This window comes from Streptomyces sp. NPDC029151 (assembly GCF_055564315.1).
Map to the genome: position 1 here is coordinate 239,393 of NZ_JBVHWQ010000002.1, position 12,665 is coordinate 252,057.

The 12,665-nt window shown below is 73.3% G+C and carries 12 protein-coding genes; 3 read left to right on the plus strand and 9 right to left on the minus strand.

The window, feature by feature from the left end; translation table 11 throughout:
- Positions 1 to 95: 95 nt before the first annotated feature.
- The 3 genes from ACZ4VF_RS08865 to ACZ4VF_RS08875 form a co-directional block, all read right to left on the minus strand.
- Entirely contained in the window at positions 96 to 1,985 is a 1,890-nt protein-coding gene (locus ACZ4VF_RS08865) for an FUSC family protein (protein WP_467924129.1), read from the minus strand.
- Positions 1,986 to 2,112: 127 nt separating this feature from the next.
- Positions 2,113 to 2,868 (minus strand): nucleotidyltransferase domain-containing protein, encoded by a 756-nt coding sequence (locus tag ACZ4VF_RS08870; protein ID WP_467925578.1) that lies wholly within the window; start codon positions 2,866 to 2,868, stop codon positions 2,113 to 2,115.
- A gap of 644 nt (positions 2,869 to 3,512) precedes the next feature.
- Complete coding sequence (locus ACZ4VF_RS08875) at positions 3,513 to 4,208, minus strand: uracil-DNA glycosylase (protein WP_467924131.1); 696 nt, start codon at positions 4,206 to 4,208, stop codon at positions 3,513 to 3,515.
- A 127-nt stretch (positions 4,209 to 4,335) separates the two neighbouring features.
- Between ACZ4VF_RS08875 and ACZ4VF_RS08880 the strand changes: the two genes are divergently transcribed.
- Entirely contained in the window at positions 4,336 to 5,109 is a 774-nt protein-coding gene (locus ACZ4VF_RS08880) for an RNA-binding S4 domain-containing protein (protein ID WP_467924133.1), read from the plus strand.
- An 82-nt stretch (positions 5,110 to 5,191) separates the two neighbouring features.
- Here the strand turns inward: ACZ4VF_RS08880 and ACZ4VF_RS08885 are convergent, their stop codons facing one another.
- Together ACZ4VF_RS08885 and ACZ4VF_RS08890 are read right to left on the minus strand one after the other, a co-directional pair.
- Complete coding sequence (locus ACZ4VF_RS08885) at positions 5,192 to 5,872, minus strand: class I SAM-dependent methyltransferase (protein ID WP_467924135.1); 681 nt, start codon at positions 5,870 to 5,872, stop codon at positions 5,192 to 5,194.
- A gap of 74 nt (positions 5,873 to 5,946) precedes the next feature.
- On the minus strand, positions 5,947 to 6,855 hold the full coding sequence (locus ACZ4VF_RS08890) for an acyltransferase domain-containing protein (RefSeq protein WP_467924137.1): 909 nt from the start codon (positions 6,853 to 6,855) through the stop codon (positions 5,947 to 5,949).
- Positions 6,856 to 6,902: 47 nt separating this feature from the next.
- Between ACZ4VF_RS08890 and ACZ4VF_RS08895 the strand changes: the two genes are divergently transcribed.
- A complete protein-coding gene (locus tag ACZ4VF_RS08895) occupies positions 6,903 to 7,199 on the plus strand; it encodes a DUF6343 family protein (protein ID WP_467924139.1) in 297 nt (98 codons plus the stop codon).
- A gap of 321 nt (positions 7,200 to 7,520) precedes the next feature.
- On the opposite strand, the gene ACZ4VF_RS08900 is transcribed toward ACZ4VF_RS08895, so the two are convergent.
- The 4 genes from ACZ4VF_RS08900 to rpsA form a co-directional block, all read right to left on the minus strand.
- Positions 7,521 to 7,901 (minus strand): tetratricopeptide repeat protein, encoded by a 381-nt coding sequence (locus ACZ4VF_RS08900; RefSeq protein WP_467924141.1) that lies wholly within the window; start codon positions 7,899 to 7,901, stop codon positions 7,521 to 7,523.
- Between the two features lie 49 nt (positions 7,902 to 7,950).
- Complete coding sequence (gene coaE, locus ACZ4VF_RS08905; protein ID WP_467924143.1) at positions 7,951 to 8,568, minus strand: dephospho-CoA kinase; 618 nt, start codon at positions 8,566 to 8,568, stop codon at positions 7,951 to 7,953.
- A gap of 45 nt (positions 8,569 to 8,613) precedes the next feature.
- The gene (locus tag ACZ4VF_RS08910) at positions 8,614 to 9,552 is read right to left on the minus strand and encodes a PAC2 family protein (protein ID WP_467924145.1); all 939 of its coding nucleotides are present in this window, start codon (positions 9,550 to 9,552) and stop codon (positions 8,614 to 8,616) included.
- A 381-nt stretch (positions 9,553 to 9,933) separates the two neighbouring features.
- Entirely contained in the window at positions 9,934 to 11,430 is a 1,497-nt protein-coding gene (rpsA, locus tag ACZ4VF_RS08915) for a 30S ribosomal protein S1 (protein WP_467924147.1), read from the minus strand.
- A gap of 222 nt (positions 11,431 to 11,652) precedes the next feature.
- On the opposite strand from rpsA, the gene ACZ4VF_RS08920 reads away from it, so the two are divergent.
- Positions 11,653 to 12,630 (plus strand): class I SAM-dependent methyltransferase, encoded by a 978-nt coding sequence (locus tag ACZ4VF_RS08920; protein WP_467924149.1) that lies wholly within the window; start codon positions 11,653 to 11,655, stop codon positions 12,628 to 12,630.
- Positions 12,631 to 12,665 lie beyond the last annotated feature (35 nt).

Sequence of the window (12,665 nt, forward strand, 5' to 3'; positions counted from 1 at the left end):
AGCCCACCGTACGGCCCCCTCGTACCGTGGCTGTGCACCGGACCGGCCATCCGGTCACGGCCCTGTCGCACGGCGGGGCGGACCGGCCGGCACGGCTACGCGGCGGCCGGCAACGGCACCCGCATCCCCCGCTGCTCCAGTTCCCCCAGCGCCTCGCGCAGTCGGGCGAGGTGACGCGGGGTGAGCCGGCCGGTGTCGTCCAGGTGCACGGCGCAGGCCGTGGTGGTGTCCACGAGGCGTTCCAGCGCTTCGGCGACGGCGTCCGTGCCCTCGGTGTGCCGGGCGAGGGCGGGCAGTTCGGCGGAGGCGACCGCGATGGCGGTGCGGGCCTCGGCGAGGGCGCGGTAGGCCTCGCGGCGCAGTGCCCACCGCTCGGCGCGGTCGCCGGACTCGCCGAGGACGTGCAGGAGGTAGGCGTGCGCGGCGCCGCCGGCCGCGGTGAGCCGGGCCCGGACCCCGCCGCCCCGCTCCCCCGGCATCGGCAGGTGCCCCACGACCAGGACGAGCGCGCAGGCCAGCAGGGTCTCGCCGATCCGGCTGACCGAGGCCTGCGGCTCGCCGCCGGCCATGACCAGGGCGAGGACGAGGACGGTGACGACGGCGGTGAGCGCGGCGAAGTGCCGGGTGGCGACCGGTACGAGCGCGCCGCACACCCCGACCAGTGCGATCAGGCCCGCCGGGTGGGGCAGCAGCGCGGTGAGGCCGGCGAAGACCAGCGCGCCGAGCACGGTCCCGGCGGCGCGGCACAGCACGCGCGAGGCGAGCGGGCCGAGGTCGGGCTTGACGAGGAAGACGGTGGTGGCGGGCAGCCAGTACCAGTGGGTGTGCGGCCCGTACCAGCGGGTCTGGTGCAGGGCCTGGGCGATGGCGGCACTGGCGCCGAAGCAGAGGGCGACGCGCAGCCCGTACTCGCGGCCGCCCGGGCCGAGCGCGGCCCGCAGCGCGTGCCGGACGTCCCGGCGCCGGCCGAGGAGCCCTTGGTGGGCGCCCTCGCCGCCGTCGAAGGCCCCGGCGGCGCGCAGCAGGGCGTCGTCCAGCGCACGCAGGGCGGGCACCATCGGTGTACCGCCGCGTGAGCGCAGCCGGGCGTGCGGGAGGTGCGGGGCGGGCAGCGGACCGGTGCCGGTGTCGCCGCGCACGGCGGCGGCGAGCCGCCGGGGCCCCTCGGCCGCCCGCGCGGGCACGGGCTCCCCGGCCCAGTACAGGGCGGTGGCGGCCTCGGCGAGGGGCAGAGCCGCCGCGAACCGGGCGTGCAGCCGTCGTTCCGCGGCCGAGCCGGCGTGGCGGCGCAGCCGGGGCCCGGCGAGGGCGTCCTGGGCGTGGTCGAGCGCGGCGGTGAGCGCGGCCCGCCGGGCGGTGGCGTGCTCACCACCGACGGCGGAGACGAGCGCGGCGATCGCCTCGTACACGTCGGCGACCGCCTGCCGCTCCCCGTCGAAGCGGAAATCACCGGCGATCGAGCCCGGGGTGGGCAGGACCAGCCGCAGCACCAGCAGCCAGCCGGCGCCGGCCAGGAAGGCCAGGGCCCGCTGCCAGCCGCTCTCGGCGGCCGGCATCCCGGCACCGACGGCCGCGGCGACGAGCAGCTGGGTGCCCGCGGCGGAGGCGACGGGTCCGACGGCGCTGACGCCACCGGCGACCAGTCCCAGCGCGGTGAGCGCCAGGGTCAGCGGTACGGCGGCCAGTCCCTGCCCTGCGTACGTCCCCAGGAGCAGCCCCAGCGTCCCCGCCGCCGCGGGCACCCCGAGCCGCTTCACGGAGGCCCGTCGGCTGCCGGGCCGGTCGTTGATCCCAGCGAGCATTGCGCCGATGGCGGCGAGCATGCCGGTGGCCGGGCGGCCACCGAGCATCCCGGCCAGCAGCAACGGCCCGGCGGCCAGCGCACCCCGGCAGACCGCGCTCCAGGGAACGGGTCCGCGCTGGGCACGGAAGGCATGGGCGAGCCAGAGGGGTACGGCGGGCCGGGACACAGGGCTCCTGTTCATACGAGGGCGGGGTGGGCCTTCGGACGACGGTGGCCGGTGGATGTGCTCCCACGGTAGAACGCGTTCCCTGCGCAAACGGGACGCTCACGTTTCACCGGTGTGAAAGCTGTCGCTCGGGGCGCTTTCTTTATGAACGCAATGCCCGGTTCCCCGGCGCACCACCTCGTGGACGCAACGCCCTGTCGATGATCTCCTCCGCTTCGGCGACGGCGGCGGTGAGGGCGCCGGGCTCGGGACTCAGGGCACCCACGACCGCGTCGATCCCGCGCAGCCCGGCCCGCTCCAGCAGTCGCTTCTCGTTCGTCACCCATGCGCCGCGGGCCGCGAGGACGGCGTGGGCGGACTGGGTGGCGGCTGTGGCGAGGGCTCCGGCGGTTTCGGTGAGGCGGGCGCGCGGGGCGTGGTGGGCCTTGGCGTAGGCGAGGGTGGCGTGGGCGGTGCCGGACCAGCGGTCGAAGGCGGTGCGGCGGAGCGCGGGCGGATAGGCGGCCGGGCGCGGGAGGTCGCCGCGCAGCACCTGGTTCAGGGCCAGTTCGGCCACGATCAGGTAGGTGGGGATGCCGGCCAGGTGGAACAGCAGCGGCTCCACCCGGAAACGGCCCTCCTCCGCCTCGGCCAGCTCGTGCTCGACGACGTCCAGGTCCCGGTAGTGCACGTCGACCCGGCGCCCGTCGATCGTCAGCCAGGCTCCGCCGTTGAAGACACCACCGCCCCAGCCGCCTATGCCGGAGACCTCGCCCGGCCAGCCGACGGCGCGCAGGTCGTCGGGGTCGAAGGGGCCGCGGTAGTAGACGGCCAGGTCCCAGTCGCTGTCCGACCGGTGGGTGCCCTCGGCACGGGAACCGCCGAGGGCCACGGCCCGGACGGTGGGCAGGGCGGCCAGTCGGTCGGCGGTGGCGTCGAGGAAGTCGGCGTCGGAAGAGTGGAGGCCGAAAGAGGGGCTGCCAGGGGACTGCCGGCCTGAGGGCTGGGTGCCAGGAGACTGGCCGCCGGAGGGCTGGGTGCCGGGAGACGGGCTGCCAGGAGGCTGGCCGCCGGAGGGCTGGGTGTCAGGAGACGGGCTGCCAGGAGACTGGCCGCCTGAGGGCTGGGTGCCAGGAGACTGGCCGCCGGAGGGCTGGGCGCCGGGAGACGAGCTGCCAGGAGACTGGCCGCCTGAGGGCCGATCACCGGGGGACGGATGCTGCATACGCCCAGCGTGGCGGACCGGCCCGAAGTCCGCGCCCGAAATAACGGCGAGCACCTCGCGATCCGCGCCAACGGCTCGCGCCGGGCGGTGAGTCCGCGTCGCGTCACCTCGGCCACCCGCCACCCGCGCACCGGGCCCCGATCCCCGACCCCCGGGTCACCGGCCACCCGCCCCCGCCCCCGGCCCCCGGGTCACCAGCCACCGGCCCCGGGTCACCGGCTTCCAGCCACCGGCTCCCGGTCACCGGCGTCCGGGCAGCCAGGCCAGCTCGTCGTCGAGGGGGTCGTCGAGGGGCGGGGCGTCGGCCGGCGGGGCGGGCCCGCCCGCGTCCGCGCGCCCTACGACAGCCCGGCCGCCTCCCCCGCCGTGCGCAGCACCTCACGGAGCATGTCGGCGGTGAGCCGGCCGGTGAAGGTGTTGCGCTGGCTGACGTGGAAGCAGCCGAAGAGGTCCAGGCCGTCGAGTGCCACCCGGGTGCCGTGGGCGAAGGCCGGGCGGGGGCGGGGCACGGTCCAGCCCGCCTCCGCGAACGCGGGCAGCGCGGCCTGCCAGCCGAAGGCGCCGAGCACGACCGCGGCCCGCAGCGTCGGCCGGAGCAGCGTCAGCTCCTGGACCAGCCAGGGGCGGCAGGTGTCGCGCTCCCCGGGGGTGGGCTTATTGGCAGGCGGCGCACAGTGCACGGGCGCGGTGACCCGCACGCCGTACAACTCCAGCCCGTCATCGGCCGTGACGGCGGTGGGCTGCGAGGCGAGCCCCACGTCGTACAGCGCCTGGTACAGCACGTCTCCCGAACGGTCGCCGGTGAACATGCGGCCGGTACGGTTCCCGCCGTGCGCCGCCGGGGCCAGCCCGATGATCACCAGCCTGGCGTCGGCCGGACCGAAGCCGGGCACCGGCCGCCCCCAGTACGTCCAGTCGGCGAACGCGGCCCGCTTCGTACGGGCCACCTCCTCGCGCCACTCGACCAACCGGGGGCAGGCCCGGCAGTCCGCGACGCGCCGGTCGAGCCGGGCGAGGGCACTGCTGTCGTCCATACGGCCACGGTATGCCCCGGAGGTGGTCGACCCCTGTGCGGGGGCGGGAGGTATGTACGGGAGCGGGACGTGCGGCTGCCGCGAAAACGCTTCCGGATCGGTGGCCCCGGGGCGTTAAGGTCGGGACATGGCTTCCGAGGATGCGGACGAGAACGTGGGCCGTGCGACCGGCGAGGGAACCGGCGCGCCGGGTGGCAGGAGCCCCGCCGCCGACCAGCCGCTCGCCCCCGAGATCGCCGCAGCGGTGGCCGCCGCCGAGGCCGCCGCTCCCGCCGACGGCGAGACCGTGCGCATCGACAGCTGGATCTGGGCCGTCCGTCTGATCAAGACCCGTTCCCTCGGCGCCACCGCCTGCCGGGGCGGGCATGTGCACGTGAACGGCGAGCGGGTGAAGCCCGCCCACTCCGTGCGCATCGGCGACGAGGTACGGCTCCGGCACGAGGGCCGGGAACGGGTCGTGATCGTCAAGCGCCTGATCCGCAAACGGGTCGGCGCTCCCGTGGCCGTCCAGTGCTACATCGACAACTCCCCTCCGCCCCCGCCTCGCGAGGCCGTCGTCCCCGTCGGTCTGCGCGACCGCGGTACCGGCCGCCCCACCAAGCGGGACCGCCGCGAGCTGGAACGCCTCCGCGGCCTCGCCGGGCCCGGCACCCCCACAGGCTTCGCCGGTCTCCCCGGTTTCAGCGGCCCGGGCGGCTCCGCCGGGGCGGGCGGCCGTGGCGGGTCGGGCGGGGCTGGTGGATCCGGCGGGCCTGGTGCGTCCGGCGTGGCTGATGCGTCCCGGGATCGAGGCGGACGCGGTGGACGACGGGCTTCCGGCGGTTCCGGTGGCCGCCGTGGGTCCGGTGGTCATGGTGGCTTCGGGGCCGGTGGTTCCGGTGGGCGGTCCCGCGGTCGGTGAACCGACGCGCCGCCACCGGGCTGGAGTCGGCTCGGCACTTCCCGCCGCCGGTCGTCGGCGTGTCCTGAACGAGCGCGTGCTCCTACGCCATCGGTACCGCCCTCACCCACATCCCGTCCGGTGTCAGATACGCGTCCACTTCCAGCCCCGCCTCCGCCAGCGCCGACTCGAACTGGTCCTTCGTCAGGGGTCTGGCCAGGAACGTCTGGGTCCAGACCGCGTCCGGGAACACATACTCCGCGTGGACCGAGTTCACCCCCTCCCCGGCCGGCTCCACGGAGGCGATCCGCACGGTGAAGCCGCTCGGATCCACCCGTTCCCTGGGCACGTTGGTGTGGTAGTCCGGGCCCTCGCGCTGGATGAGCACGCAGCCGCCGTCGGCGACATGCCGGACACAGGTGCGCAGCAGGCCCCTGCGCACCTCCTCGTCACCGGCGTGCACCAGGAAGGACGCGAGCATCACCACGTCGAACTTCTCGCCCAGGTCGAGGTCTTCGACGGGGCCGCATATCGTGCGCGCTCCGCGGACCCGGGCCAGCATCTCGGCGGACTCGTCCACCGCCGTGACCGTGAAGCCCCGTTCGATCAGGGGGTGGGTCACCCGGCCCACCCCGCTGCCCAGTTCCAGGATGTGCGCCCCGGCCGGTACCGCCGCGGCGATGATGTCCGGTTCGTCGCCGACCGGCAGCCGTGCGTACAGCTCGACCGCGCAGCCGTCCGGGGTGATCGCACCGGGCCCCGTGCCCTCGTGTCCCTCACGCATGTCAACCGTCATGCCTGATCAACGGACGGCCGTGGCAAGCCCGTTCCCCTCCCGCCCTGGTTCACTCGTTCGAGTCATTTCTCCAGCAGCGGGAACCATCCGTGCCCGATGTACCAGTGGCCGCCCGCCCGCAGGTGGTCGCCGATGGCCCGTTCCACGGACGTGCGCCGGGGCAGCTGGGCGACCGGCAGGTCCGGGTCCCCGAAGACGAACCGGACGGGCTCGGTGTCGGCCGGTTCCGCGTCCTGCCGGGCGATGCGGAACCGCTCCTGGAAGAGCAGGATGTGGGAGTCGGCGGCCAGGTACTCCTTGAGCTGGGGGTCGAGCAGCCAGGAGTGGCAGGTCGCGAACTCGAACCGCTCGTCCGGATAGTGCCGGGCGAAGAAGTCCCGGGCCAGTGTGAGGGACCGGTCGCATGCTGCCGGGGTGAGCGGCCCGAGGAAGTCGGGGATGTGCAGGGTCAGTGAGAACGCGCCCGGCTCCGCCTGGAGCCCCGCCGGGGCGAGGGCGGCCGCCGTCCACTTGCGTAGCCGCGTCCGTTCGAACTGCAGCCGCCCCAGCTGGTACAGCTCCCCGCAGAAGTGGCGGGTGAGCCACCGCGGAGCCTGCACCCCCGCCCGGCCGTACTGCCTGCGATGCGCGGCCATGTTGCGCCCCAGGTCGGCGAGGGTGCGCCGGGAGACGTCGGCCGGGATGCCGCGTTCGCGATGGTACGCGCGCGTGTACGGCAGCGTCGCGACGAACACGTACGCGGGGAAGCAGCGCTGGAGAGGGCCCGACGCCCAGTCCAGTTCGGGCAGGTCGACCTCACCCCCGAGCCGGCCCACCGCGTCGGCCAGCTGCCCGACCGACGCCTCCAGGAGCTGTCGCAGCTCCGGGTCGTCCGTCACCCTGCGGCGCATCCGTACCAGGACGTTGACGTCCTCGTGAGGTACCGCGAGGTCGAGCAGGACCTCGGCCAGCTCGTCGGTGTCCGGCAGCACATGACCCCCAGGGGAGAGTACGTTGTGAGAGAGGAGTGGTGGTCCGGATGCGTACGGGCAGTGAACCGGCGACCGCGCGCAGTGCGCTGCGGGCACGGTTCTGGCTGAGTGTGTGGGGGCTGCTCTGGGCGGCCTTCGGCACGGTGGCGTTCGCGCTGGTGGGCCGCCCCGGCTGGGCGGCGGCCTGCGGGGTGCTGTGGCTGCTGGTCAGCGTCGACATGGCCGTGGTCCTCCGGCACATCCGCCAGGGCCCGCACTACCAGCCGGGCCGCGACGTACCGCCGTACCGGCCACCGGAGGACGGACCGCCGTATCCGGGGCCGCCGAGGCACCGTCATCCATGACCGGCGAGCCGCCGCCGTGCGTCGCCGGCCGGCGGTGTGCGGCCTGCGGCCCCGGCAACCGGCCGGACGGCCCCGCGACCGGCCTCGCGTCCGCCCGTGGCACCGCCGGCCGCCGGCATCCGCCGCGCCGACGCCGGCGCCGATCGGCTGCCCGTCCGTCGGCCGCCCCGCCCGGCGGGGAGCCGCGGCCCATCCGCCGCGCGGCCGGTCCGCGAGCCGTGCACGCCCGGCGGCCCGGCGACGGGCGTGAAGCCATCCGTCGCACCGCACCGCCCGACCGCCCCCGTCCCACCGCACCGTTTGACCGTCCCCGCCCCGCCGTCAGGTGTCGAAGCGTGCCGCCTTCAGGTACTCCGGGTTCGGATCGAGGGCCGCCGCCAGCCGGAAGTGGCGCTTGGCCTGCTCGGGGCGGCCCTGGCGCTCGTAGGTGCGGGCCAGTGCGAAGTGGGCGAACGCGTTGTCCGGTTCCCGTTCCAGCACGATGGTGAATTCCAGCTCGGCGGGCCGCAGTTGCGCCGCCGCGAAGAAGGCGCGGGCGCGCAGCAGCCGGGCGGCGGTGTTCTCGGGGTGCGCGGCGATGACTCCGTCGAGCAGTTTCACCGCGCCCCGCGGGTCCCGCGCGTTGAGCAGTTGCTCAGCCGCACGGAAGTCGATGACATGCGTTTCCGGCGTACGTCCGGTGGAACCGCTGGTCTCGGGCACGGCTGAGTCCTTCCCTTGCTGGACCGGTTCAACGCCCCGCAACGGACAGCTATTCCGCGCCCGGGGTGTCCTTCCGCGCCCGGCGCACGAGGTCGTCCCACACCTCGGCGACGCGCTTCCTCAGCGCGTCCAGGGGTACGTCGTTGTCGATCACGATGTCCGCGATCTCCCGGCGCCGCTCGCGGGTCGCCTGCGCGGCCATGCGCGCGCGTGCGTCCTCCTCGGTCATCCCGCGCAGCCGCACCAGCCGGTCGAGCTGGGTCTCGGGACGGGCGTCGACGACGATCACGACGTCGTAGAGCGGGGCGAGACCGTTCTCCGTGAGCAGGGGCACGTCGTGGACGACGACGGCGTCCTCGGTCGCGGCGCTCTCCAGCTCGCGGGACCGGGCGCCCACCAGCGGGTGCACGATCGAGTTCAGGACGGCGAGCTTCTCGGGGTCGGTGAAGACGATCGAGCCGAGCCGGGGCCGGTCCAGGCTGCCGTCGGCGGCGAGGACCTCGGTCCCGAAGGCATCGACGACGGCCGCGAGCCCGGGTGTGCCGGGCGCCACGACCTCGCGCGCGATGCGGTCCGCGTCGATCAGCACGGCCCCGTGCTCCACGAGCAGCCGCGACACCTCGCTCTTGCCGGCGCCGATCCCGCCGGTCAGGCCCACTGTCAGCATGAGCGGAAGCTTAGGCCCTGTCTCCGCCGGCGGAACCGGCGGAGGTCAGTTGTCGCCTTCCCGTTCCGCCAGGAAGCGCTCGAACTCCTGCCCGATCTCGTCGGCCGAGGGGATCTCCACGGGTTCGGCGAGCATGTTGCCCCGGGTGTCGGCGCCGGCCGCGGCGTCGTACTGGTGCTCAAGGCCCTGGACGAGTGCGGTCAGCTCCTCGTCGCCCTCCTGGATCTGCCGGTCGATCTCGGTCTGGGTGCGGTGCGCGTCGGTGCGCAGGGAGTGGGCGACGCCGGGCAGGACCAGGCCGGTGGCGGCCGTGATGGCCTCCAGGACGGTCAGCGCGGCGTCCGGGTAGGGGGACCGGGCGATGTAGTGCGGGACGTGGGCGGCGACACCCAGGACGTCGTGCCCGGCTTCCATCAGGCGGTACTCGACCAGCGACTCGGCGCTGCCCGGTACCTGTGCCTCCTCGAAGGGGCTGCGGTGGCCGGGGACCAGGTCGGTGCGGTTGCCGTGCGGGGTCAGGCCCACCGGGCGGGTGTGCGGGACGCCCATGGGGATGCCGTGGAAGTTCACGGAGAGGCGCACGCCGAGCCGCTCCACTATCTGCCGCACCGCCGCCGCGAACCGCTCCCACTCCACGTCCGGCTCGGGCCCGGAGAGCAGCAGGAAGGGGGCACCGGTGGTGTCCTGGACGAGGCGGACCTCGATGGCCGGGGTTTCGTAGTCGGTCCAGCGGTCCCGCTTGAAGGTCAGCAGGGGCCGGCGGGCCCGGTAGTCCACGAGCCGGTCGTGGTCGAACCGGGCCACGAGCTGGTGGGGCAGTGAGTCGAGCAGCCGGTCGACGATCTGGTCGCCGGTCTCACCCGCGTCGATGTATCCGTCGAAGTGGTAGAGCATGACAAGGCCGGCCGACTCCTGGGCGAGCGCCATGTCGACCACGGCGAGGCCCTTCGGCTCCCATGCGTACAAACCCTGCGGATCAAGCACTGTGACCGCTCCTCCTCGTGTTCCTCATGGACAACGCGCCCTGGAACAGCGGAATTCCCGCGACACGCCGCTGATCAGCGATCTCTTCCGCCCCATGGTGACGACCCGTCACCTGGCCCGTACCCCGCACACCCCGTGTCCCGAACGTCCCGCGTCCCGAACACCCGGCCCGAACACCCGTCCCGGACACCCGTCCCGGACACCCGGCCCGGACATTTCGTGCCCCGAGCACCCCCCTGGCCCGAAGACGCCGCCGTCCGAAAACCCCGCCGCCCGGGAGCCCGCCTCACAGAAGCCCCGCACCCCGGAAAACACCGAGGGGCCGTACCTCGAAAGGTACGGCCCCTCAGCCGACTAGCGGCTAAGCCCTGAGGCTGGCGATCAGCTCTGGCCGCCGGCCAGCTTCTCGCGCAGCGCGGCGAGCGCCTCGTCCGAGGCCAGCGCACCGGAGGTGTCGGCGCCCTCGGAGGAGTACGAACCGCCACCCGTGACCGGAGCCGCACCGGCGGCGTCGCCACCCTCGGCAGCGGCCTGGGCGTCCGCCTCGCGGGACTTGATGACCTGCTGCTGGTGCTGCTCGAAGCGGGCCTGCGCCTCGGCGTACTGGCGCTCCCACTCCTCGCGCTGCTTCTCGTAACCCTCGAGCCAGTCGTTGGTCTCGGGGTCGAAGCCCTCGGGGTAGATGTAGTTGCCCTGGTCGTCGTAGGACGCGGCCATGCCGTACAGGGTCGGGTCGAACTCGACCGCCGACGGGTCGGCACCGAAGGACTCGTTGGCCTGCTTCAGCGAGAGGCTGATGCGACGACGCTCGAGGTCGATGTCGATGACCTTGACGAAGATCTCGTCGTTGACCTGGACGACCTGCTCCGGGATCTCCACGTGGCGCTCGGCCAGCTCGGAGATGTGGACCAGACCCTCGATGCCCTCGTCCACGCGGACGAACGCACCGAACGGAACCAGCTTCGTGACCTTGCCGGGCACGACCTGGCCGATCTGGTGGGTGCGGGCGAACTGCTGCCACGGGTCTTCCTGGGTCGCCTTCAGCGACAGGGAGACGCGCTCGCGGTCCATGTCGACGTCGAGGACCTCGACGGTGACCTCCTGGCCGACCTCGACAACCTCGGACGGGTGGTCGATGTGCTTCCAGGACAGCTCGGAAACGTGGACCAGACCGTCGACGCCACCCAGGTCCACGAAGGCACCGAAGTTGACGATCGAGGAGACGACGCCGGAGCGGACCTGACCCTTCTGGAGGGTCGTGAGGAACGTCTGGCGGACCTCGGACTGGGTCTGCTCCAGCCAGGCACGGCGGGACAGGACCACGTTGTTGCGGTTCTTGTCCAGCTCGATGATCTTGGCCTCGAGCTCCTTGCCCACGTAGGGCTGGAGGTCGCGGACGCGGCGCATCTCGACCAGCGAGGCCGGGAGGAAGCCACGGAGGCCGATGTCGAGGATGAGACCACCCTTGACGACCTCGATGACGGTACCGGTGACGATCCCGTCCTCTTCCTTGATCTTCTCGATGGTGCCCCAGGCACGCTCGTACTGGGCGCGCTTCTTCGAGAGGATCAGGCGGCCTTCCTTGTCCTCCTTCTGGAGGACCAGGGCCTCGATCTCGTCACCGACGGCGACGACCTCGTTGGGGTCGACGTCGTGCTTGATCGAGAGCTCGCGGCTCGGGATAACGCCTTCGGTCTTGTAACCGATGTCGAGCAGGACCTCGTCCCGGTCGACCTTCACGATGACGCCGTCGACGATGTCGCCGTCGTTGAAGTACTTGATCGTCTCGTCGATCGCGGCGAGGAAGGCTTCCTCGTTACCGATGTCGTTGACCGCTACCTGCGGGGTGGTGGCGGTGGTCTCGGTGCTGCTCGTCATGTGGGAAAGGGCTCCGGTACGGACATTGAAGTCGTAGGTACTGCTTACGCCGGGAGCCCGTTTCGCTCTGCAGAAGCCGGACAGCCAAGGAAGCGCCCCACCAGGAAACTGGTGATGGCGCCTCGACAACCGAGGGGACATACAACAGATGCGAGCGCAGCCTGCTACGTCTGAGGTGCGCAGGCCCGCAGCGCAACTTGTAGCATACGGGGGCGGCCGGACATGGTCAATGCGCGAAGGCGCACACCCGGGACGGATCACCGCATTCCAGGCAGAAGAAACGTCCCAACAGGCCACGCGGGCCCATGGGATCCCTACGCGCGGGTCCCCGGCGGTGGACGGAAGAGTACGACGAGGGAGCCGATCATCCAAGAGCCGGAAGCGTACGAACCCGAGGGGTTCGAGGGGTTCGAGCCGCAGGCCACCCGGCGTGACGCGGACGTCACGGAGAGCGCCCGGGCGAACCGGGGCTGGTGGGACCGCAACGCGGACGAGTACCAGACCGAGCACGGCACGTTCCTCGGCGACGACCGCTTCGTGTGGGGCCCGGAGGGGCTGGACGAGCTGGAGGCGGAGCTGCTCGGCCCGGTCGAGGAGCTGAAGGGCAAGGAGGTCCTGGAGATCGGCGCGGGCGCTGCGCAGTGCGCGCGCTGGCTGGCCGCCCAGGGGGCGCGGCCGGTGGCGCTGGACCTCTCGCACCGCCAGCTGCAGCACGCGCTGCGGATCGGCGGATCGTTTCCGCTGGTCTGTGCCGACGCCGGAGCGCTGCCGTTCCGGGACGGCTCGTTCGACCTGGCGTGCTCCGCGTACGGAGCGCTGCCGTTCGTCGCCGATCCGCGGCTGGTGCTGCGCGAGGTGCGCCGGGTGCTCCGGCCGGGCGGCCGGTTCGTGTTCTCGGTGACGCATCCGATCCGCTGGGCGTTCCCGGACGAGCCCGGTCCGGAGGGACTGTCGGTCTCCTCGTCGTACTTCGACCGCACGCCCTACGTCGAGCAGGACGAGCAGGGCCGTGCGGTGTACGTGGAGCACCACAGGACGGTCGGCGACCGGGTGCGGGACGTCGTGGCCGCGGGTTTCCGGCTGGTGGACCTGGTGGAGCCGGAGTGGCCGGCCTGGAACACCGCGGAGTGGGGCGGCTGGTCGCCGCTGCGCGGCAACCTGATCCCGGGCACGGCGATCTTCGTGTGCGAGCGGGACTGAGGTCTGCCGGCCGGGCACGCGCGCGTGGAGGCGGT

Coding starts and splice junctions, on each gene's coding strand:
- ACZ4VF_RS08865 (WP_467924129.1), bottom strand. CDS start 1,985: ATGAACAGGAGCCCTGTGTCCCGGCCCGCCGTACCCCTCTGGCTCGCC.
- ACZ4VF_RS08875 (WP_467924131.1), bottom strand. CDS start 4,208: ATGGACGACAGCAGTGCCCTCGCCCGGCTCGACCGGCGCGTCGCGGAC.
- ACZ4VF_RS08880 (WP_467924133.1), top strand. CDS start 4,336: ATGGCTTCCGAGGATGCGGACGAGAACGTGGGCCGTGCGACCGGCGAG.
- ACZ4VF_RS08885 (WP_467924135.1), bottom strand. CDS start 5,872: ATGCGTGAGGGACACGAGGGCACGGGGCCCGGTGCGATCACCCCGGAC.
- ACZ4VF_RS08895 (WP_467924139.1), top strand. CDS start 6,903: ATGCGTACGGGCAGTGAACCGGCGACCGCGCGCAGTGCGCTGCGGGCA.
- coaE (WP_467924143.1), bottom strand. CDS start 8,568: ATGCTGACAGTGGGCCTGACCGGCGGGATCGGCGCCGGCAAGAGCGAG.
- rpsA (WP_467924147.1), bottom strand. CDS start 11,430: ATGACGAGCAGCACCGAGACCACCGCCACCACCCCGCAGGTAGCGGTC.
- ACZ4VF_RS08920 (WP_467924149.1), top strand. CDS start 11,653: ATGGTCAATGCGCGAAGGCGCACACCCGGGACGGATCACCGCATTCCA.